The organism is Olivibacter ginsenosidimutans, from assembly GCF_039542865.1.
Taxonomy (GTDB): Bacteria; Bacteroidota; Bacteroidia; order Sphingobacteriales; family Sphingobacteriaceae; genus Olivibacter; species Olivibacter ginsenosidimutans.
In genome coordinates this window covers 193,440-214,240 of sequence record NZ_BAABIQ010000041.1, presented here as the reverse complement: position 1 = coordinate 214,240, position 20,801 = coordinate 193,440, and the positions used below count along the sequence as shown (strand labels likewise).

17 protein-coding genes and 2 tRNA genes are annotated in these 20,801 nt (G+C 38.9%); 9 read left to right on the top strand and 10 right to left on the bottom strand.

Features of this window, described 5'->3' with window-relative positions; translation table 11 throughout:
* Nucleotides 1-284 precede the first annotated feature (284 nt).
* The 5 genes from ABD930_RS16675 to ABD930_RS16655 all read left to right on the top strand — a co-directional run bounded on the left by ABD930_RS16675 (nt 285) and on the right by ABD930_RS16655 (nt 7,455).
* Nucleotides 285-1,343, top strand: coding sequence for an efflux RND transporter periplasmic adaptor subunit (locus ABD930_RS16675; protein ID WP_345233226.1), 1,059 nt, complete (start codon nt 285-287; stop codon nt 1,341-1,343).
* Between the two features lie 3 nt (nt 1,344-1,346).
* On the top strand, nt 1,347-4,463 hold the full coding sequence (locus ABD930_RS16670) for an efflux RND transporter permease subunit (RefSeq protein ID WP_345233224.1): 3,117 nt from the start codon (nt 1,347-1,349) through the stop codon (nt 4,461-4,463).
* Between the two features lie 15 nt (nt 4,464-4,478).
* Complete coding sequence (locus ABD930_RS16665; protein WP_345233222.1) at nt 4,479-5,789, top strand: TolC family protein; 1,311 nt, start codon at nt 4,479-4,481, stop codon at nt 5,787-5,789.
* A 288-nt stretch (nt 5,790-6,077) separates the two neighbouring features.
* Nucleotides 6,078-6,935, top strand: a complete 858-nt coding sequence (locus tag ABD930_RS16660; protein WP_345233220.1) for an N-acetylglucosamine kinase — start codon at nt 6,078-6,080, stop codon at nt 6,933-6,935.
* 4 nt (nt 6,936-6,939) lie between these two features.
* A complete protein-coding gene (locus ABD930_RS16655) occupies nt 6,940-7,455 on the top strand; it encodes a glutathione peroxidase (protein WP_345233217.1) in 516 nt (171 codons plus the stop codon).
* Nucleotides 7,456-8,027: 572 nt separating this feature from the next.
* On the opposite strand, the gene ABD930_RS16650 is transcribed toward ABD930_RS16655, so the two are convergent.
* From ABD930_RS16650 to ABD930_RS16635, 4 genes are all read right to left on the bottom strand, one after another.
* Nucleotides 8,028-9,887, bottom strand: a complete 1,860-nt coding sequence (locus ABD930_RS16650) for a cytochrome-c peroxidase (protein ID WP_345233215.1) — start codon at nt 9,885-9,887, stop codon at nt 8,028-8,030.
* The gene (locus ABD930_RS16645) at nt 9,871-11,238 is read right to left on the bottom strand and encodes an alkaline phosphatase family protein (RefSeq protein ID WP_345233213.1); all 1,368 of its coding nucleotides are present in this window, start codon (nt 11,236-11,238) and stop codon (nt 9,871-9,873) included. Before ABD930_RS16645 ends, ABD930_RS16650 begins: the two co-directional genes overlap by 17 nt.
* A 130-nt stretch (nt 11,239-11,368) precedes the next feature.
* Nucleotides 11,369-11,881, bottom strand: a complete 513-nt coding sequence (locus ABD930_RS16640) for a glucosidase family protein (protein ID WP_345233210.1) — start codon at nt 11,879-11,881, stop codon at nt 11,369-11,371.
* A gap of 42 nt (nt 11,882-11,923) precedes the next feature.
* Complete coding sequence (locus ABD930_RS16635) at nt 11,924-12,352, bottom strand: DUF6597 domain-containing transcriptional factor (protein WP_345233208.1); 429 nt, start codon at nt 12,350-12,352, stop codon at nt 11,924-11,926.
* A 341-nt stretch (nt 12,353-12,693) separates the two neighbouring features.
* On the opposite strand from ABD930_RS16635, the gene ABD930_RS16630 reads away from it, so the two are divergent.
* Entirely contained in the window at nt 12,694-12,954 is a 261-nt protein-coding gene (locus ABD930_RS16630) for a hypothetical protein (RefSeq protein WP_345233206.1), read from the top strand.
* 147 nt (nt 12,955-13,101) lie between these two features.
* Here the strand turns inward: ABD930_RS16630 and ABD930_RS16625 are convergent.
* Nucleotides 13,102-13,176 (bottom strand) — tRNA-Val (locus tag ABD930_RS16625).
* Nucleotides 13,177-13,252: 76 nt separating this feature from the next.
* A tRNA-Val gene (locus tag ABD930_RS16620) sits at nt 13,253-13,327 on the bottom strand.
* Between the two features lie 261 nt (nt 13,328-13,588).
* Between ABD930_RS16620 and ABD930_RS16615 the strand changes: the two genes are divergently transcribed.
* The gene (locus ABD930_RS16615; RefSeq protein WP_345233205.1) at nt 13,589-14,221 is read left to right on the top strand and encodes a hypothetical protein; all 633 of its coding nucleotides are present in this window, start codon (nt 13,589-13,591) and stop codon (nt 14,219-14,221) included.
* 14 nt (nt 14,222-14,235) lie between these two features.
* Here ABD930_RS16615 and ABD930_RS16610 read toward each other — a convergent pair whose 3' ends face one another.
* The 4 genes from ABD930_RS16610 to ABD930_RS16595 form a co-directional block, all read right to left on the bottom strand.
* Nucleotides 14,236-15,135 carry a DUF72 domain-containing protein gene (locus tag ABD930_RS16610; protein ID WP_345233203.1) on the bottom strand — a complete coding sequence of 300 codons (900 nt, stop codon included), beginning with the start codon at nt 15,133-15,135 and terminating at the stop codon, nt 14,236-14,238.
* 227 nt (nt 15,136-15,362) lie between these two features.
* Nucleotides 15,363-16,085 carry a DNA repair protein RecO gene (gene recO, locus ABD930_RS16605; RefSeq protein ID WP_345233201.1) on the bottom strand — a complete coding sequence of 241 codons (723 nt, stop codon included), beginning with the start codon at nt 16,083-16,085 and terminating at the stop codon, nt 15,363-15,365.
* Between the two features lie 18 nt (nt 16,086-16,103).
* Nucleotides 16,104-16,448: a diacylglycerol kinase family protein gene (locus tag ABD930_RS16600; RefSeq protein WP_345233199.1), complete on the bottom strand. Its 345-nt coding sequence runs from the start codon at nt 16,446-16,448 to the stop codon at nt 16,104-16,106.
* Between the two features lies 1 nt (nt 16,449).
* Nucleotides 16,450-16,683, bottom strand: coding sequence for a signal peptidase (locus ABD930_RS16595; protein WP_345233196.1), 234 nt, complete (start codon nt 16,681-16,683; stop codon nt 16,450-16,452).
* A 221-nt stretch (nt 16,684-16,904) separates the two neighbouring features.
* Here ABD930_RS16595 and ileS point away from each other — a divergent pair, with 221 nt between their 5' ends.
* Nucleotides 16,905-20,318 (top strand): isoleucine--tRNA ligase, encoded by a 3,414-nt coding sequence (ileS, locus tag ABD930_RS16590; RefSeq protein WP_345233194.1) that lies wholly within the window; start codon nt 16,905-16,907, stop codon nt 20,316-20,318.
* Nucleotides 20,319-20,386: 68 nt separating this feature from the next.
* Nucleotides 20,387-20,770: a TraR/DksA family transcriptional regulator gene (locus ABD930_RS16585; protein WP_345233192.1), complete on the top strand. Its 384-nt coding sequence runs from the start codon at nt 20,387-20,389 to the stop codon at nt 20,768-20,770.
* The last annotated feature ends 31 nt before the right edge of the window (nt 20,771-20,801 follow it).

Here is a 20,801-nt window from a genome sequence, read left to right as displayed (position 1 = left end):
GCAGGAAATCAGGTTGCAAACTTAGACAACCTCTCGTTTATAAACAAGCTTTTACATTCCTTTTACTTCAAATAGCTTCGTGTTAAAATTCCAGTTTAACAGCGAACCCATTCAAACGAAAGATCGGTTTAATAGCATTGGGTGTGATATGGCATCAATAATGTTGCAAAACACTTCATGAAATAGTGCTATCTTTAACCTTTGTAATATGAATGCATTCGTCAGCTCAACTACCCAATACACTTGTATAAAAACGATACTAAAACATTGTAATTTATTCCTGAATGAAGAGAAAATACATTTACTTAATTATTCTAATTGGCGTCGTTGCTTTTGCCTCTTATAAATTTTCAAAGAAAAAAGAAAATAAAATTGAGGCCCCTACAGAAGCTCCAAAGGGGGGGCCAATGGAAGTAAAAGCCATCGTTGTTAAGCCAAAGAATTTCGCCAATACACTCACGGCCTCGGGCAGTATTGAACCTAATGAACAAGTACAAATCAGAAGCGAAGTTTCAGGTATTATTCGCAATTTATATTTTCAAGAAGGCTCTTATGTTCAAAAGGGACAAATCTTATTTAATATAGACGACACCGAACTTCAGGCACAGTTACTTCAAAAACAAACAGAGGAAAAATTAGCTGAAGACAATGCACGAAGGGCGGCACTATTGTTAGAGAAAGAAGCCATTAGTACGCAAGAAAATGATGTCGCCTATGCGGATTTACAATCTGCCAAGGCACAGACACAATTAGTTGAGGCGCAAATTGCCAAAACTAAAGTGCGGGCCCCTTTTAGTGGTAAAATAGGTTTACGATCCGTTTCTGCCGGCGAGTATTTAACTCCTACTACGGTAGTAGCGAATTTAGTAAGCACAAACCCTGTCAAAATATCATTTTCTATTCCAGAGAAATATACTGCACAAATTAAAGAAGGCCAACCCCTTAGCTTTATGGTAAGTGGTTCTAATAAACATTACAGTGCCAAAATTTACGCTATAGAACCCGGTATAGATGCCATTACCCGCACGATACAAATAAGAGCTTTAGCAGCAAATGACAGTGGTGAATTGTATCCTGGTTCTTTTGCACGTGTAGAATTACCCATCAATATGATTAAAGAAGCCATTCTTATTCCTACTGAAGCTGTTATCCCTGTACAGGACGGTAAGCAGGTGTTTGTATATAAGAATGGTAAAGCATCTGCCGTACCTATTGAAACTGATAGCCGAACAAGTACCGATATTCTGGTAAATAGTGGCATTAAAATGGGTGACACGGTGCTTACTTCGGGCATTATGTCTTTAAAAGATGGAATGTCTGTCCATGTCAGTATAAATCCGTAGATCATGAGTATATCAACCATTAGTATAAAGCGTCCGGTTCTGACCATTGTCATGAACCTTCTACTGATTCTATTTGGTGTTATTGGATATACCTTTCTTGGTATAAGGGAATTTCCTTCTATTGATCCTCCCATCGTCTCTGTACGTACGAACTATGCAGGGGCCAATCCGGATATTATTGAATCCCAAATTACCGAGCCTTTGGAAAAATCCATTAATCAAATAGATGGTATCCGGAATATTTCATCCACCAGCAATCAAGGTTCCAGTAGCATTAACATTGAATTCATTTTAGGTAAAGATTTGGAAGAAGCGGCCAATGACGTGCGCGACAAGGTCTCGCAGGCTTTACGCAGCTTACCAGAAGATATTGATGCTCCTCCTGTTGTATCAAAAGCAGATGCCGATTCTGAGCCTATTATTACCTTAACGGTTCGAAGTGATGCCCGTAACGAATTAGACTTAAATGATATTGCAGAAAATGTGATCGCCCAGCGTTTGCAGACGCTGCCCGGAGTAAGTACCGTGCAAATTTGGGGGCAGAAGCGCTACGCCATGCGGATGTGGATTGACCCCATGCGTTTAGCCGCTTACGGATTGACACCACTTGACGTACGTAATGCCCTTACCTTACAAAATGTCGAACTTCCTTCTGGTAAAATTACCGGGGCAAACACAGAATTAACAGTAAAAACGGTAGGCAATTTAACCACAGAGAATGATTTCAACAATCTGATCGTTAAAACGGATGGTAATCGCATCATACGGTTTAGCGATATCGGAAAAGCCGTTTTAGGACCAGAGAATCTAGAAACGAGCATGACCGAATCGGGGGTACCGATGGTTGGTTTAGCCATCATTCCGCAACCGGGAACCAACTATATCGAAATTGCCGATGCCTTATATAAGCGGGTGGAACAAATTAAGAATGAAATACCCAGTGACATCCAACTTGGAGTAGCGCTGGATAATACACTGTTCATTAAAAAATCAGTAACAGAAGTAGCTGAAACCATAGGTATTGCACTTGTTTTAGTGATATTGATTATCTATCTTTTTTTTAGAAATTGGGGTATCGCTTTTCGTCCATTAATCGACATTCCCGTATCGCTGATCGCGACCTTCTTTATTATGTACATTTTAGGTTTTTCCATCAATGTGTTGACCTTATTAGCGATTGTATTGGCAACCGGTTTAGTAGTGGATGACGGTATTGTTGTTACGGAAAATATTTATAAAAAAGTTGAAGAAGGTATGAGCCCAATAGAGGCAGCAATAAAGGGCTCTAACGAAATTTTCTTCGCGGTCATTTCTATTTCGATTACCTTAGCCGCTGTTTTTTTACCGGTCATGTTTCTAGAAGGGTTCGTTGGAAGATTATTCCGGGAATTTGGGGTCGTTATTTCTTCTGCAGTATTGATATCAGCATTTGTTTCGTTAACCTTAACACCAATGCTTAATGCTTACCTTATGAAAAAAGGTGGCCCTAAGCATTCCCGTTTTTACGAGCTCACGGAACCTTATTTTGAAAAAATGACAACGGGTTATGGTAAAATCTTGGCCGTCTTTTTACGATACAAATGGGCAAGCTTTCCGATACTTATTCTTTGTTTAGGCCTTATTGTCTTTTTTTGGGGGCACCTCAAAAAGGAAACTGCACCTTATGAAGATCGCAGTTTAATCCGCGTTAATGTTACTGGTCCAGAGGGAAGTTCTTACGAATACATGAGTCGTTTTATGAATGAACTGACCCAATTGATAAACGATTCTGTTCCTGAAAAAACAGTCAATTTGGTCATGACCTCTCCCGGCTTTGGCTCAGCATCGATCAACAGTGGCCGGATGCGACTTTCTTTGGTTCAACCAGACAAACGCGAACGATCTCAGGAGAAAATTGCGGAAGCCTTAACCAAGCAAACTAGAAAATACACCGATGCCCGTACCTTTGTTTCCCAAGAGCCCACTATTTCTGTAAATCGGCGCGGCGGACTTCCCATACAATATATTATACAGGCCCCTACCTTTGAAAAGCTTCGCGAAAAAATTCCGGAATTTATGAACGAAGCGAACAGTGATCCAGCCTTTTCCATCGTCGATATTGACCTCAAGTTTAATCGACCGGAACTAAATATCAGTATTGACCGGGATAAAGCACAAAGTTTAGGCGTGTCGGTATTGGATGTTGCCCAAACACTACAATTATCGCTTAGCGGACAACGTTTTGCTTATTTCATTATGAATGGGAAGCAGTATCAGGTCATTGGTCAATTTGATGATATTGATAGAAGCTCACCGGTCGATTTAGCAGCTATTTTTGTCAGAAGTAGTGACGGCAAACTTATTCAACTCGATAATGTAGTGAGTATAGAAGAGCAATCCAGTCCACCACAGCTTTATCATAACAACCGCTTCATGTCGGCTACCGTCTCTGCTGGTTTAGCACCAGGAGTAAGCTTGGGAGAAGGCATTGATGCCATGGATAAGATAGCTGCTAAGGTTTTAGATGAGAGTTTCTCGACAGACTTAGGAGGAGAATCCCGGGATTTCAAAGAAAGTGGTTCGAATACCTTATTTGCCTTTAGCTTGGCCCTTCTCTTAGTTTATCTCATCCTCGCGGCACAATTTGAAAGTTTTTTAGATCCCTTTATCATTATATTAACCGTGCCTATGGCTGTTGCAGGAGCAATGCTATCGCTTTGGATTACCGGTCAAAGTTGGAACATATTTAGCCAAATTGGAACCATTATGCTCATTGGTTTAGTTACGAAAAATGGTATTTTAATTGTGGAGTTTGCTAACCAGTTAAAAGAAGAAGGAAAAACCGTAGGGGAAGCGATCTTACATGCATCTGAAGCTCGTTTACGCCCTATATTAATGACCAGTTTTGCCATAGCCTTAGGAGCTCTTCCTATTGCCCTTGCTTTAGGAGCCGCTGCAACCAGTAGAGTCGGTATGGGTGTGGTCATTGTGGGAGGAACCATCTTTGCCCTTATTCTCACCTTATTTGTTATCCCTGCAGTCTATGCGCTATGGTCACGTGCGCACAAAGTAAATGAAGATCTGAAAGCAGCAGAAACCGTAGCAAAAGAAGAACAGCAAAATACGCTACCAACGGTATAAATTCTAGTTTTATTTATGAAGAAATTATTTTTCCTATTTATTATTGCCCTGATCCATATACCGCATTCCGTATTTTCTCAGGAAACGCTTACCTTAGAAGATGCCATTGCTATTGCCCTTAAGCAAAATTATGACATTCGCTTGGTAAGTAACGACGTAACGGTAGCTGAAAACAATGCCAATATTGCCAATGCGGGTATGTTACCCCAAATAACGGGCGATGCCTCTACGTCAGCAGCCATACAAAATACTACACAAACGTTACTCAGCGGTGAAACACGTTCGTTAAAAGGGGCTAAAAACACCTCTTTAGCCTATGGTGCTAATCTTAACTGGACCATATTTGACGGCTTTCAAATGTTTGCTCGTTATGATCGACTCCAGGAGCTACAAAAATTGGGAGAAACCAATTTAAAGCAAGCAATATTAGCTACTGTTTTCGATGTCGTTAGTCAATATTTTGATTTAGTTCAACAAAAGCAACAACTTACTGCGTTGAGCACAGCCCTTGATTTATCGAAATATAGACTTGAAATGGCCGAAAATCGTTATCAAATCGGCAGGGCTTCAAAATTAGAGGTATTGGCTTCCAAAGTAGACCTAAATACAGATACCACGAACCTTATGCGGCAAAGCGTATTGTTTGGGAATACCAAGATCAAATTGAATGAAATACTGGCTCGTGACGTGAATACGGTTTTTGATGTTTCCGATAGTATTGATATCGAAAGCAATCTTAAATACGATCATTTGATCAATCTTGCCTTACAGCATAACCCGGATTTACAAGTAGCATTGATTAATAGGCGAATCGCTCAGCTAAGCCTTAAAGAAGTTAAGGGACAGCGGTATCCAACGATCAGTGTTAATTCTGCCTATACGAAAAGTAGAACGACTGCAGAACTGGGTTTTGCTACAAAAAATAGCGGTAATGGTTTCAGCTATGGTGCATCTGCCTCGTTAAATATATTTAATGGTTTCCTGCAAAAAAGAAATGAGAAAAATGCCGAGTTAGCTATAGAAAATGCCAGCATCAATTTAGAGAAAACAAATCAAGCCATTCTTTCACAGCTTTCCGCAGCCTACCAAACATATTTGGTCAACTTAGAACTCGTAAAAAAAGAAAAAAGCAATCAGTTAATTGCTAAACAAAATATGGATATTACCCTCGATAAGTATAAATTAGGAAGTATTACGCCGCTTGAGTTTAGAGAGGCGCAACGAAATTATGTGGATGCCAGTGTTCGCTTTAGTAATGCCCAATATGAAGCAAAAATGGCGGAAATTGGATTAAAACAAATTTCCGGATCACTTACTTTGAATTAAGGATAAGGAGATTGTATATCATTGCAATAATCGTTAAGTTTGTATAGACGGAATAAAATTGGTTAAATTATCCAAAAGACTTGAACACGTCATCGCGATCGCAGTAGAAGCGTCATCCCGACCATAGTTGAGGAATCTATTCCATAAACAGATCCCCTCGGCTACGCTAGGGCTAACGAGCAAAAGAATTACGTTCGATATGACGAATAAAGGAACTTCACTCGATATGATGTGAAATATTTCCCGTTTTTAGGTAAAATTCCGGTAGTCGTAAATTTAAATAAAATTATGATACTAGTTGTGGACAGTGGATCCTATAAATCGGATTGGATGTTAGCACTTCCCGATACCGAACCGCTGATGTTTCGGACGAGAGGATTAAATCCGTTTTTTATTACAGAAAAAGAAATCGTAAAAATTGTACAAAATATAACGGAAATTACACCTTACACTGATCTAGTCACTGAACTTTATTTTTTCGGATCCGGATGTACCAATCCAGACAGACGGGAATTGGTTTCTAACGCATTGTCCCAACTATTTACTCGAGCCTTTATTTCCGTTGAAACGGACCTCATTGGTTCAGCATACGCCACGTGTGGTAATGATAGTGGATACACCGCCGTATTGGGTACTGGATCGAACGTCACTTTTTTTGATGGGGAGCAAGTACAACCTACAAAACAGGGCCTAGGCTTTGTTTTGGGCGATGAAGGTTCTGGTGCCTGGTTTGGCAAAAAGTTAGTAACGGCTTTTTTATACGGATCACTTCCGGACGAGTTAGCGCATAAATTTGAAGCGACGTACCGAATTAACAAAGAAATTGTTATTAAAAATGTATACCAACGAAACTCTCCCAATACTTATCTAGCTTCTTTTGCTCCATTTATGGAGAGTAATCAAAACCATCCTTATATAACGGGCCTTTTGCACCGTGGCTTTGAAGAATTTGTCAAAACGAACATCTTGTTATTTCCTAATTATCAAGAGCATTTATTCCATTTCGTTGGCTCTATAGCCTATTATTTTAGCGAGCAACTACGTATCGTTTGTAAGCAATATGCCGTGCAAATCGGAAAAATCATCCAACAACCTATCGAAGAGTTATTTAACTTTGTGATCGAACGAGAAACTGTTAATAAATAAAATCATGAAAACGCTTTTAATACTGCTCATGAGCACATTCCTTATCCCACCAGCAAACAATATCTATCAATTTTCATTTACATCAATTGACGGAAAAGCCATTCACTTAAGTCAATTTAAAGGAAAAAAACTATTGCTGGTAAATACCGCCTCCAAATGCGGTTTTACACCACAGTATAAAGAACTGGAAGAACTCTCCAAAAAATTTGGCGATAAATTGGTGGTGATCGGCTTTCCTGCCAACAATTTCGGATCGCAAGAACCTGGTAGTAATGACGATATCAAAAGTTTTTGCGAGGCTAACTATGGTGTCACTTTTTTACTAGCAGAAAAAAGTAGCGTAAAAGGTGACGATATTAATCCTCTCTTTAGCTATTTAACGCAAGCGAAAAATCCTGATTTCACAGGAGATATTAAATGGAACTTTGAAAAATTTTTAATCGATGAGCAGGGGAACCTTATCCACCGATACCGTTCTGCAGTTAAACCCTTGTCTCCTGAAATAACTTCTCAATTATAAGAATATAATGTTATTGGATTATGTTCAAAAGTTAAATACGCTTTTCGTTGAATAGGGTTTTGGATAGGCCTATTTTTAGGTGGCTATTACCTGTTGTAAGGTGTTTGTTATGCATACACAGGACGTGAAAAGGAAGTTGTTGGATGATGTATAACCGTCGTTGGGTGTTTGTTGTGCCCTTATTAAGCGTCTATTTTATAGATTCATAAAAAAGCCTTGATGATGAGCATCAAGGCTTTTACCTAACCAATTATAAACCTAAATTATGAAAAGACTTTTTTATGTGAAGTATATAACTTACTTCATGATATATACTACAAACTTTGTGCCAATAAAAAAAGAGAGTAGCCTTTATAATGGAGGCTACTCTTTTTACACCTTAGGTTTACAATTGGTATTCTAAAAGTATGACAAACGAATGATAAATCAAAATTAAACCGTAATCTTTTTTGATATCGTATGTAGATATCCCTTCAAAAACGTCCTTTTTCACCTATTATTAGGTACAGAGCAGCTTACTTGTACATTAAAACACTCACTTTATATACAAAACAGTACAGCATATTTTTTTATCATCGTTGTCCATTATTATCAAGGCTATTCATGAAAGCCTTCAATTGATTAATTTCCTCTTTGGTCAGATGTAAGCTATCTGGTGATAAGGTTTGATTTGCTACGGTAATGCCCATACCTTCTCCCCCACCATTATTATAAAAATCAATAACCTCATCTAATGTCTTAAAAATACCATTATGCATATACGGTGCAGTTTTAGAAACATTGCGAACGGTCACTGTTTTAAAGGCATGCCGGAGCGATTCAAACGGCATTATTTTATATCTTCCCAAATCGGGATCTATGACTTTAGCATCTGCCGTTTGCGGCACGCCGATTACTTCAGCATCCATTGTGTAAAACTTTGGTGGAACCGCCCCATTAAACAAGGGCATAAAATGGCAAGTTGCACATTTTGCTTTTCCCATAAATAAATTAAATCCTTCAATTTCCTGCGGTTGCATTGCATGAGTATTCCCCCGCATATATTGATCAAAACGGCTATTAAGCTCACTTAGACCACGAATATAGGAGCTTATAGCATTGACGATTTCCAAGGTATCGATGCTTTTTCGCTGTTTCTTGGGATAGGCTACCGTAAACGAGCGACGATAGGTAGTGTCTAGCCAAAGGATTTGAGCTGCCTTACGCAAAGAACCATGCATTTCATCATTATTATGAACCACATCGCTTACCTGATCTTCCAAAGATAGCGCCCGGAGATCATAAAACTGCATGGGTTGTAAAGCCGCATTTAACAATGTTGGTGTATTTCTCAGTAAAGGTTTCGGATGATCTAGGATTGTATTTTTTACCAATCCGTCCGTAAACGCTTTATCTGGCTGGTGGCAGGAAGCGCAACTTCTACCATGGCCATCCGACAATACGGGGTCGAAAAATAACTTTTTTCCAAGCTCCTTTCTCTTTTCTGTCACCCGGTAACCTACGCCTGGAGTATATGCATTTACATCAAAAGCTCGTTTATCAAATAATGTTCGTGCATCTTGCCGCAAAAGACGATTATACTGGATAAACCGAATAGATAATTTTTCCGCTAAGTCGGTAAGGCTTGCCGTCATTGGATTTCCATAGTTACGTATAAAATAAGCCCTGTCAAAACTGTTAAAATCCGGATGCTTACGGAGGTATTGGGCTCCCGATGAAATTAGATTGCGAAGACTATCTGTCTTCGCTTCTTCCATATAAGGTTTCAACACCAGGTTCAGACGCTCTAAACAAATCGCTGATTCCTCCATACTTCGTAAGGTAAGTGGATTATCAAATCCGGTAATACCCAGCGTCAATATCCGGAATACCTCTTGTTTGGCGGCATCTAATACTTGCCAATCGGCTATTGGAATATTGGCAAAATAAGCACGATAAGCATCACATTTTTCTAGCAAAAGCTGACTGTAATGTAGAAGTGCCTGGCGGTTTTGTTTATCGTAGGTAGGAAACAACAGGTCTTCCATTACCTGTAAGCCTTCAGGCTGGAAAACGTATAAGCCCGTTAGACTAATTTCTTCCACTGGCGGGCCATTCACAAAACGGGACGTCGATCCAGTGAAATATTCAACCGCCCATTCCATGCTTTTATAGTTGAACCTTAATTCCAGAAATAGCTTTTGTAATTCATCCTGATTCGCAGCGCCTTGAACAGCCGGAATAAATTGATGTTCGACGAGCGCAGTAAAGTGCTCGACTTGGGAAAGGACTTCGCGTTCGATAATTTGTTCGCGACTTTCCTTAGCTTGTTCACACGAACAAAACCAATATATCACTACGCACGCGACACACCAACAACATCTTCTCGTTGATCGCTTCAAAACACCCGTATTTCGGATAAACGATTTCTTCAAATCAAAATTCAAATGCATTACGCAACGGATTGGCATTTTTATCACGATCAGTCAAGGGCTTTAACCCCCATCTTTTTTCGATAAATGCCAGGATACTGACGGTTTCGTATTGCGTATGATCAACAAAACCTTTTTTGGCAAAAGGTGAGATAATAATGGCCGGTATGCGTGAACCTGGCCCCCATTTATCAACCACCGGTGGAGCCACATGATCCCAAAAACCACCATTTTCATCGTAGGTTACGATAACAAGGGCGTCTTTACTGTTTGGTCCGTTAAGCACCGCATTCACTAATTCCAGGGCATGCTTTTCCCCATGATAAACATCCGAATAGCCTGGATGCTCATTGTTGATACCCAATGGTTTTACAAAGGACACGGCCGGCAGTGTTCCTTTCCGAGCAGCAGCAAGAAACTCCTGTTCATCTTTCAAATGATCTTTTTTAGCCTTTGTTCCATCGGCAAAACTGGCATAATAAATAAATGGTTGGTGGTGATATTGAAATGTTCCATCCGGATTACCGGCCAAAGCATCATCCCATCCTCCTGAATACCAAGCCCAAGAAATATTCTTCTCACTTAGTCGATCACCAATTGTTGGATTTTTTTGGTTGGGCATTAACGCCGTGGAATCCATTCCTTTCGGATGCGGTGCGTTAACCGAATATGCGGTGTTTACGGCGTAACCTTCGGGAGTATAGGTTCCGTCTGAGATCATGCGCCCGGTAGAATCAACCTTAGCCAGATGCATCGCTGGAGCATTTGGAAAAATAGGTGTTGCAGCCGCAATTAGCCATTGATGGTTCAAGAAAGAACTACCAAAGGCACTATGAAAAAAGCGATCGCATAACGTGTATTCTTTGGCTAAATTCACTAATGGCAACAACTCCGTTTTATAATGCCCCATAGCTAGGCCTTTAGTATGATTGTAGAAAGCAAATTTGTTCATTTTGCCCCCATTAATCTGCATAATTTCCTGATAATAACGATGTGTGACGTCGGGTATTTCCTGATCCGAAGGAACATACTGGTCAATATTAAAATAGTGATTGGGCAGGTTTACAGGGAAAACACTTGATCTTGGAATTTCAGGCAAGAACGTAAAGGGTTTATCTTGATCATCCAGCTGGATAATAGCCGAATCAGAAGCATTAGAAATCCCATCCGCTCCTTCAAATTCACCATACAGATTATCAAAGCTATGGTTCTCCATGTAAATAACCACTACATGGTTAATTTTTTTTATGTCTTGATCAAAATTTGCCGCTTTTTTGCCCTTACAGGCACCAAAGCATACTAGGGTACATAAGATGATCAAAAGTTTGGTGGCCCTATGTAACGTAGCATAAAAAAAAACAATCGCCTTCATTTCGGTTTTTAATGAATTATGTTGGAGGATAAATCTTTATCTCAACAAAAGTACATTTTAAACCGCACGTACAACAACTATGAATGCAAGTTATTTGTTACGTTTTCCTGTAAAACGGCATTTTAACTATTTATTTAGTCATTTCTTGTTGTAAAGCAGTGATAGCAGACCATAAAACACCAGCTTCTCCTCGAAAACTTGAAGATCCTTGTGGACGGTTATCTGGCGTATACCATTCATAAAATCCATTGTTTTTGAGGACTCGATCTAACATCGGTTCGAGTGCCTCTTTAGCTTCTTCTAGCAAACGATAGCGAATTAGCTGTATCACCATACGTCCACCAAACCAAGTCCAATCCCCTCCATTTTGGTAAGCATATGGCCCCATACCTTTATTTTTAAATGTACCAGCGGGATAAGGTGGATATAAGGTAAGACCAATTGTCGATGCCCGGGCCCGCTGCACATGCTCTTTCATCCGTAAGTAAGCAGATTTGACTTCTTGTTTACTCAATAATCCCGCTTCTATTGCTATAGTCGTTCCGCCGTGATAATACACGACAGATTCGTCAAATGAATCTGGAAAAGGGGAACCATTCAAGTAAATATGTGGCTTGAACTGCTGCTTAGACTTATCCCACAAATGTCGCCGAATATTTTTTTGGAGCTGGCCTCTTGGTAAGTCTTACTTCAGTATAGCATTTATTGAAGTGATGCGCTTTGTTGCCAATATGGTGTCATCGGTTAGTTTCACAATGCTGTCAATGGTACTTTGGCTTTTAAATTTACCCAAAAGAAAATTTTCAATGATCTCTATCCGCTCTTTAGTATCCGTTGCCCGAATGATTTTCTGCTCCAGTTCTTTGGCGTCCTTCTCTCCGAACAGTTGTGCTATGAGGGTTTCTTTGTCTGCCAGGTTTTTTATGGGGGTAGTTACGAAGTTGGCAAACCCAAAAGGGTAAAAGCGGGCAGCGAAACAGTGGACATAGCCTATGGTTTCAATAATGAATGGTTCCTTGATCTGACCGACTACTAATGCACGGGGCTGTATTATAAATTCGTTTTCCGAAGTATAACGTTTTATGTCCTCACCTAGAATAAATAGCCGCTGCAAGGAATAAGTAGTTTTTCACTTTTCTGTATTTTAATATACACAAAGATAAGCGTTTGAGGCGACCAACCATTGGCATGGCTAAGCAACACGATCAACAGCATTAGCCGGTCACCGCATTATAAGCACGATACAATGTGTCTTTGGTGGTGGCATCCTGTTGTGTGTCACTTGTGAAATGGTAATCCAGTACCGAACTGACCATATTGTTAAACGTGGTGGACAATTCTTCATCCTGCCGCTTTGCAGGTGCTGGAATACCTCCTTGTTCGGTACCATTGCCATTTGCACCAACCGTTTAACGGCACTGTCGGTAATACGGGGAGTTCAACCAAAAGCAAGCGATGAACCAGATCAAGGCGTTGAGCGAAAAGATTGACCTTGCACGTGATTCATTTTTGTCCGGTGACTTTGACAGCGCGGATTTTCATGCCGTAAAATCGAAGTGCGAAAAGAAGATTACCTCCTTTGAAAAAAAACTGCTGGATATTTTGCAGACTTCCCGCAGTGTTGGCCAGCTACTCAATGGGGCAATATCGAACTTGATTAAGCTTTCCGATAGCCATAAAGGGGATATTTCGGTAAAGCGCAGGATCATTGGTTAGAGGTATCCCCAAAATCTGATGTTTGACGGTTTTGAACATCGAACCACAAGGTTGAACGAAATCGCCGAGGATATAATACTGATAAACAACGGTTAGCTACAAAAAAAAACTGGACAAGTTCAGAATTATCTGACTTGCCCAGTGAAGTGGAGGCTACTGGATTCGAACCAGTGACCCTCTGCTTGTAAGGCAGATGCTCTGAACCAGCTGAGCTAAGCCTCCTTTAATTTTTCGAAACTGATCACTACCAAAAAAGTTATTAAGCTTCATTGCTTGATCATACAAAGACAATTTATAGTGGAGGCTACTGGATTCGAACCAGTGACCCTCTGCTTGTAAGGCAGATGCTCTGAACCAGCTGAGCTAAGCCTCCTTTCCTTTCGGGAATTTATTCTTCTCCTTTGGGGACTGCAAATATAGAGTTGTTACGTAATATTGCAAAATATTTTTTCACTATTCCGCTGCAACAATCTTAAACTTTTCATCCTTAACAATTTATTTTATATCCTTGGCCCTTCATTATTGCCTCTTACAACATCAAACGGAGCAAATACGATTAGAAGATAAGCTCATTGTAATTGAAAAGCATTTTATCTATGTTTGCGAGTAATATTAGTCGCAACTTTTATCTCCTATGCAAAAATTAAAAATTTCGCCTATCATATTATTACTCTCTTTATCTTTTACTAGTAATGCGCAAGTTAGTAGTGTACAAGAGCAATTACCTAAATCTAAAACATCAATACCCAGTAAGAATGATTTAATTAATGGCGCCATCTCTAGTCAATTCGATTTCATCATGAGTACTTCAAACAACTACCAAGATTATAAAGTAGTAAAGAAGATCTATTTAGAAAAGCTAAAAAGTAACGTTGCTGATTCATTGCAGGAAATACAATCTAAACTAACTCATGTAAATACTACCTTAACTACCCACGATACGGCAGTTACCTCCTTACAAGACAGTTTAACAAATATCAAGAAGGAACTAAAAATGGCCAAAGAACGAAACGAAAGTTTTCGTTTTTTGGGTTTCTACCTATCAAAAGGAAGCTATAATACCTTGGTTTGGTGTGTAATAAGCTTACTGCTTGTCGTTTTAGTTTTTTATATTTATCGTTTTAGACAAAATCACAAACTTACTGCTGACGCCCAAAAAACACTGGAAGAAGTTCGTGCAGAATTCGAACAACATCGTAAAAGAGCGATAGAACGTGAGCAAAAATTAAATCGCCAATTACAAGACGAGTTAAACAAAAGGCTTTAAATATTGTATATTTACTACAATTTCAATTCACGTTGCCCCTCTGAACCATTACCTCTCGGAATCTTTAAATTCAAATCAAACGCCTGATTCAACTTTTCGATAAAATAAGCAGAGAGAAGCGGCGATTCCTGCTCTACATTCTGGTGTACGAAGAAATACAGCGAGTGTAAACCTGCATCTCTCCATTCTATAATTTTTTCCAGCCAATCATCCAATCGTTGATAATCACTGGGATGATTAGCCCCTACATAACGTATAAATGCTTGTGGAGTAGTCAATCGCATATGAAGCATATCTCTTCTTCCAGCAGTATCGACAATTACATTGGCAAATCGCTCTTTTTCCAATAGTGCTGTATACTGTGCCAAAATTTGTTCATCCGAAAACCATTCTTTATTTCTAACTTCAACGGCAAGCGGGATTTCTTTTGAAAAATCAGCCAAATAGCTCACCAAACGATCAAACTGATCTGGTTTAAAATTGTCGTGTAGTTGAAGAAAGGCCATGCCTAATTTTTCTTCAAAGAGACTAATGGCATCGCAAAAAGCAATAGTCGGCTCTTTAGCATTTAGCAATCGTCTAAAATGGCTAATTTGGTTAGGAAGCTTAGGAAAAAATTTAAAGTCAGCAGGTGTTTTCTCTCTCCATGACGATACCTGATCTTTACTAGGTGAATTATAAAAAGTTGCATTCAGTTCAATAGCATTAAATTGCGTAGCGTAATACGTCAACTCATCCTTAGTTCCACGGGGATAGAAACCTTTTAAATCTTGCTTGTTCCATTTTGCGCAACCAACATATACCTCAAAAGCCTTCCTTTTTTTCGATTTCTTCAACAATTCTATTGTAGCATAAGGTGTCTTCGGCAACTTAAAGTCTACTAACGCTGGATTTTCTACCTGACCAAATTTCATCGCTTTATGGGTAAAGTTATTAAAATAAAAGTAGCAAATTACGAAATTTAAAGTATTTTTCTGAGCTTAGGGTGATCATTCCATTATTTAAGAACGTTACTCCGGCGGTGGAGGCAATCACTCCAGCTTTTAAGGTAAACTCCTCCAGGTCTAAGGTAATCATCCCAGTGCTTACGAATGTTACCCGAGCAGTGGAGGTGATCACCCAAATGCGTGAGGTGCAAACCTCAACCCAACACCTCTTCCAATATTTCCAATGATTTTATTTCTCCTATCGCATCTAAATGGAGTTGATAAAAATCTACCACTCTATGTAAAAGAATTCTTCGATCAGCGTGTGGAATTTTAATCCCATGCAACGCAGACCAATTACTATTTAAAATCGTCGCCCATTGTGTCGTGTGAGGATTTTGTAATACTAGTGAGTGATTAGGAAGATAGCTAGTGAAAGTGCCTTCTTTTAAATCAAAAAAAGGACGGTTACTCCCATTTGAAGCGGGATAAAAGCCTAAAAATTTGGTTAATTTTAATAAAAAATAAAGATGAAAATTGGCTGGTGTATGCTCTAATGCATCTAACCAGCAAATAGCATGGAAAATAAAATCAAACAACGCTTCATCAGGTCCTTGTTGTTTCATGCTTTTATAAACCAACTCATTTAAAAACTGCGCAATGGAACTTTTAATGACATCATAAGGTATACGTTGAAATATAGGTGTTTGACGAGCTTCCGAAATACGTTGTAAACTACCGGTAAGTTTATGGTAAACGACTAGATCCAGTAAATGAAAAGGTTGCAAAATATTCAACCCGATTTTAGCTCTAGGTTTTTTTACTCCATTGACAAGATAAGCCTGCATGCCAAACTTTTCCGTAAAAATCTGTACAACGACACTACTTTCGGCGTAAGGCGTGGTTTTAAGAACGATTCCTCTAGTTTTATGTAACACCACTAAAAAAGTAAACTCCTATACAAGTTTAGGTAAAAAAATAATCATTCCGCAAATAAGCGCAAAGATAGCTATTACAAGCACTGCAGCTGCAGCAGTATCTTTTGCTTTTTTGGCTAATTCATGATAAGCTGGCGAACATAAATTAGTAACGGCCTCAATCGCAGTATTCAATAATTCAGCAGCCATTACTAAAGTAATGGATAATAGTATCCATAGCCATTCCATTGAACTAATATTCAACCAAACGCCAAAAATCAACACCAAAATGGCAGAAAAACTATGTATCCTAAAATTCTTTTCGGTTTTAAACGCAATACTGATTCCTTGCCATGCTGCTCTTAATGCGCGCAAAAACTGCATGTTACTCTTTATTTTCTGCGGCCTGTTCCGCACGTTCTTCTAAAATGCTCTGCCGCTCAATTTTTCTAATCAAACTGTATACAATAGTAACAAAGCCTACACCAAATATGATTACGCCAACAATAAGGATGATACCGTACCAATCACTTTCTATATCTTTTAAATATAGGCCAAATGCACATATTGCAATCCCCAATAGGGTAATTATTAGGCCACGTTTTAAATATTTGTTCATCGTTAAGATATGAGATATTAGCTATAAGATATTAGATGGAAAATATAACCTATAATAGTAATCTTTCTTGGGATAAAGATAAGAAATAATCATACGATGGATATCCATTCATATAAATTTACATTTCAGAAACATGCAAACCATGATGACGAATAACGATGCTTTCACTTCTCAGCTTAATATCTTAACTTTGCAACCTCATTTTTTGGAATAATACATTGATGTACAAAGAATATAAACAGCTCGATTTACCCCGTATAGGCAGCAGCATATTAGCTAACTGGCAAGCAAAAAATATTTTTGAAAAAAGTATAACCAGTCGATCTGCCGCAAATCCATATACTTTTTACGAAGGCCCACCATCTGCCAACGGTATGCCCGGCATACATCACGTGATGGCGCGTACCATTAAGGATATTTTTTGTCGGTATAAAACACTGAAAGGTTATCAGGTTAAACGAAAAGGGGGGTGGGATACCCATGGCCTGCCTATTGAACTGGCTGTTGAAAAAACATTAGGTATTACCAAAGAAGATATCGGAAAGAAAATATCCGTAGCGGAGTACAATGCTGCATGTAAACGTGAAGTCATGCGCTATACAGATGTATGGAATGATCTTACGGAGAAAATGGGTTATTGGGTCGACTTGAAGAACCCTTATATTACGTATCAAAACGAATATATAGAAACGCTGTGGTGGATTTTAAAAGAACTTTACAAAAAAGATCTTTTATATAAAGGCTATACTATTCAACCTTATTCACCAGCTGCGGGCACAGGCTTAAGTTCCCATGAGCTTAATCAACCTGGAACATATAAACCGGTAAAGGACACGACTATTGTGGCAGAATTTAGGCTTATAAAGGATCAAATTCATCCATTAATGCCTCAACTAATTGAGCAGGAAGGCGAAGACACTGCTTTTATTGCCTGGACAACTACTCCTTGGACACTTCCTGCTAACTGCGCTTTAGTCGTAGGAAAGAATATAACCTATGTAAAAGTTCGCACCTTTAATCCGTATACTTTTGAACCCGTCAGCATCATATTAGCTAAAGATTTGATTAGCAAATATTTTAAACCAGAAGCACAGGATCTGCCTTTCCAACAATACCAGGAAGGTGACAAACTAATTCCCTGGGAAATCGCTTCCGAATTCAAAGGGTCAGCCTTATTGAATTTAAGGTACGAACAGCTGCTTCCTTATGTAACCAACGAGAAATTACAACGCAACGCTTTTAGAGTCATTGCAGGTGATTTTGTCACGACAGAAGACGGTACAGGCATTGTTCATGCTGCCGCTACTTTTGGAGCTGATGACTTTAAGGCATGTAAGGAAAATGACGTACCTGGCGTTTTGGTAAAAGATGAAAATGGCAAAGAGGTACCCATTGTTGATAAGCAGGGTCGTTTTGTAAAAGAAATTACCGATTTTGCTGGACGTTTCGTAAAAGAGGAATATTACAGTGACGAAGAACGCCAGTCACCTGATTTCAAACCAACAGACGTATTGATTGCTATTAAACTAAAAGAGGAGAATAAAGCTTTTGATGTAAAAAGGTACGAGCACAGTTATCCGCATTGCTGGCGTACCGATAAACCGATACTTTATTATCCTTTAGATAGTTGGTTCATAAAAACTACGGCTGTTAAAGACAGATTAGTAGCGCTCAATAAAACCATAAACTGGAAACCAGAAGCTACAGGTACGGGAAGATTTGGAAATTGGTTAGAAAATTTGGTAGACTGGAATTTATCACGCTCTCGATACTGGGGCACTCCCCTTCCTATTTGGCGCTCGACAGATGAAAATGAAGAAATTTGCATTGGTTCGATTGCCGAACTCCGTGAACAAATCACCTATAGTTTAGCTACCGGCATTTTAAACGAACAAGAAAGCGCTGCCTTACGTGCTTATTTGGTAAAATTAGATACCAATCAATTTGATTTACACAGACCTTATGTTGATGATCTTGTTTTAGTATCTACAAATAAGCAAAAGCTATTTCGGGAGCCCGATTTAATTGATGTCTGGTTCGACTCTGGTTCAATGCCCTATGCACAGTGGGGCTTAGACTATGATAAGCTGGCCAATGGAAATAAATTGCCGTTTAAAGATGGTTTTACAGGAGCCTATCCTGCTGATTTTATCGCTGAAGGAGTAGACCAAACAAGGGGTTGGTTCTTTACCTTGCATGCTATTGCAGCGATGTTATGTGATTCTGTTGCCTTTAAAAATGTAGTATCCAATGGACTTGTTCTCGATAAGAATGGAAATAAAATGTCCAAACGTTTGGGTAATGCTGTAGATCCATTCAAAACTATTGAAACGTATAGTGCAGATGCTACACGCTGGTATATGATCAGTAACGCCGCTCCATGGGATAACCTAAAGTTTAATGAAGAAGGGTTGGACGAAGTGCGCAGAAAATTCTTTGGTACTTTGTATAATACCTATGCATTCTTTGCCCTTTATGCCAACATTGACAAATTTAATTATCGGGAGGCAGATATTGCGTATGAAAACCGGCCCGAAATTGATCGTTGGATCATTTCTTTATTAAATAGCTTAATTCTTGAAGTAGATAGCTATTATAACGATTTTGAACCCACCAAAGCAGCTCGAGCTATTCAAAACTTTGTAGATGAAAATTTAAGTAATTGGTACGTACGTTTATGTCGCCGACGCTTCTGGAAAGGAGAATATAGCGAAGATAAAATTTCAGCTTATCAAACACTCTATACGTGTTTGGATACCATCGCGAAGTTAATTTCTCCTATTGCACCATTCTTTAGTGACCAGCTGTTTTTAGATCTTAATTCAGCTACTGGCAAAGACATTGCAGAATCGGTACATTTAGCAGATTATCCAATTGCTAACCAAGATTTTATTGATCAGGCATTGGAAGAACGGATGACCTTGGCGCAAGATATATCCTCTTTAACGCTATCTCTTCGCAAAAAGGTCGGAATTAATGTTCGCCAACCACTAAATAAAATTTTACTTCCAGTACTGGACGATAACTTTAGGGATAAAGTGGAAAAAGTGAAACACCTGATTCTGTCGGAAACAAATATTAAAGAAATTGAGTTTATTAAGGACACTTCCGGCATCATCCGAAAAAAAATAAAACCCAATTTTAAAGCTCTTGGCCCGAAAGTTGGTAAAGACATGAAATCAGTTGCTAGTGCTATTCAAGCATTTGGTGAAAGTGAAATAAACGTATTGGAAACAAAAGGTAATTTTACATTCGAACATTTACCTTATACGTTAACCTTGGCAGACGTTGAAATTATCGCAGAAGACGTGACTGGTTGGCAGGTTGCTAATTTAGATAAACTTACTGTTGCTTTAGATATTCAAATAACGCCGCAGCTTAAAAGTGAAGGTATCGCTAGAGAACTGGTAAATCGAGTCCAAACGCTTAGAAAAGAGTTGGGCCTTGAGGTAACCGATAAGATTAAGGTTACTATCAGCAATAGTGCAATCATTGCTGATGCGATTAAGGATAATTTATCCTATATTAGCGCAGAAATATTGGCCGACTCATTTATAGTTCAAGATAATCTGTCTATAGGAGAACGCGTTGCAATAGAAGAGACCGAGTTAAACGTATTAATAGAAAAAGTGTAATAGAGTTTAAGACTAAAAGCGGGATATGCCGTGACGAATATTAAATTCTTGTTTAAAAAATTGGAAAAATGGAAAACACAGAAAAGACACGTTATAGCGATGCTGAATTACAAGAGTTTAAAGAAATTATCCTGGAAAAGCTTCGCATAGCTAGAGAGGAACTAAACTCCTTGGCGAAATCATTGAGTAGTCCTAATAGCAATGGTACAGACGATACCGCAGGGACCTTTAAAACACTCGAAGACGGCTCTGCAACTTTAGAGAAAGAGCAAATCAATCAATTAGCTGCCCGTCAAAAAAAATTTATTGATAATTTGGAAGCTGCATTGGTGAGAATAGAAAATAAGACCTATGGTATCTGTAGAGAAACTGGTAAGCTTATTCAGAAAGAGCGACTTCGTGCGGTTCCGCATACTACGCTTAGTATGGAGGCTAAATTAAAACAATATTAAGCATTCCTCATAAAGAGGGTGTCTAAAAAGT

Coding starts and splice junctions, on each gene's coding strand:
- ABD930_RS16665 (WP_345233222.1), top strand. CDS start 4,479: ATGAAGAAATTATTTTTCCTATTTATTATTGCCCTGATCCATATACCG.
- ABD930_RS16670 (WP_345233224.1), top strand. CDS start 1,347: ATGAGTATATCAACCATTAGTATAAAGCGTCCGGTTCTGACCATTGTC.
- ileS (WP_345233194.1), top strand. CDS start 16,905: ATGTACAAAGAATATAAACAGCTCGATTTACCCCGTATAGGCAGCAGC.
- ABD930_RS16615 (WP_345233205.1), top strand. CDS start 13,589: ATGCAAAAATTAAAAATTTCGCCTATCATATTATTACTCTCTTTATCT.
- ABD930_RS16645 (WP_345233213.1), bottom strand. CDS start 11,238: ATGAAGGCGATTGTTTTTTTTTATGCTACGTTACATAGGGCCACCAAA.
- ABD930_RS16655 (WP_345233217.1), top strand. CDS start 6,940: ATGAAAACGCTTTTAATACTGCTCATGAGCACATTCCTTATCCCACCA.
- ABD930_RS16630 (WP_345233206.1), top strand. CDS start 12,694: ATGAACCAGATCAAGGCGTTGAGCGAAAAGATTGACCTTGCACGTGAT.
- ABD930_RS16650 (WP_345233215.1), bottom strand. CDS start 9,887: ATGCATTTGAATTTTGATTTGAAGAAATCGTTTATCCGAAATACGGGT.
- ABD930_RS16595 (WP_345233196.1), bottom strand. CDS start 16,683: ATGAACAAATATTTAAAACGTGGCCTAATAATTACCCTATTGGGGATT.
- ABD930_RS16660 (WP_345233220.1), top strand. CDS start 6,078: ATGATACTAGTTGTGGACAGTGGATCCTATAAATCGGATTGGATGTTA.
- ABD930_RS16585 (WP_345233192.1), top strand. CDS start 20,387: ATGGAAAACACAGAAAAGACACGTTATAGCGATGCTGAATTACAAGAG.
- ABD930_RS16600 (WP_345233199.1), bottom strand. CDS start 16,448: ATGCAGTTTTTGCGCGCATTAAGAGCAGCATGGCAAGGAATCAGTATT.
- ABD930_RS16675 (WP_345233226.1), top strand. CDS start 285: ATGAAGAGAAAATACATTTACTTAATTATTCTAATTGGCGTCGTTGCT.
- ABD930_RS16610 (WP_345233203.1), bottom strand. CDS start 15,135: ATGAAATTTGGTCAGGTAGAAAATCCAGCGTTAGTAGACTTTAAGTTG.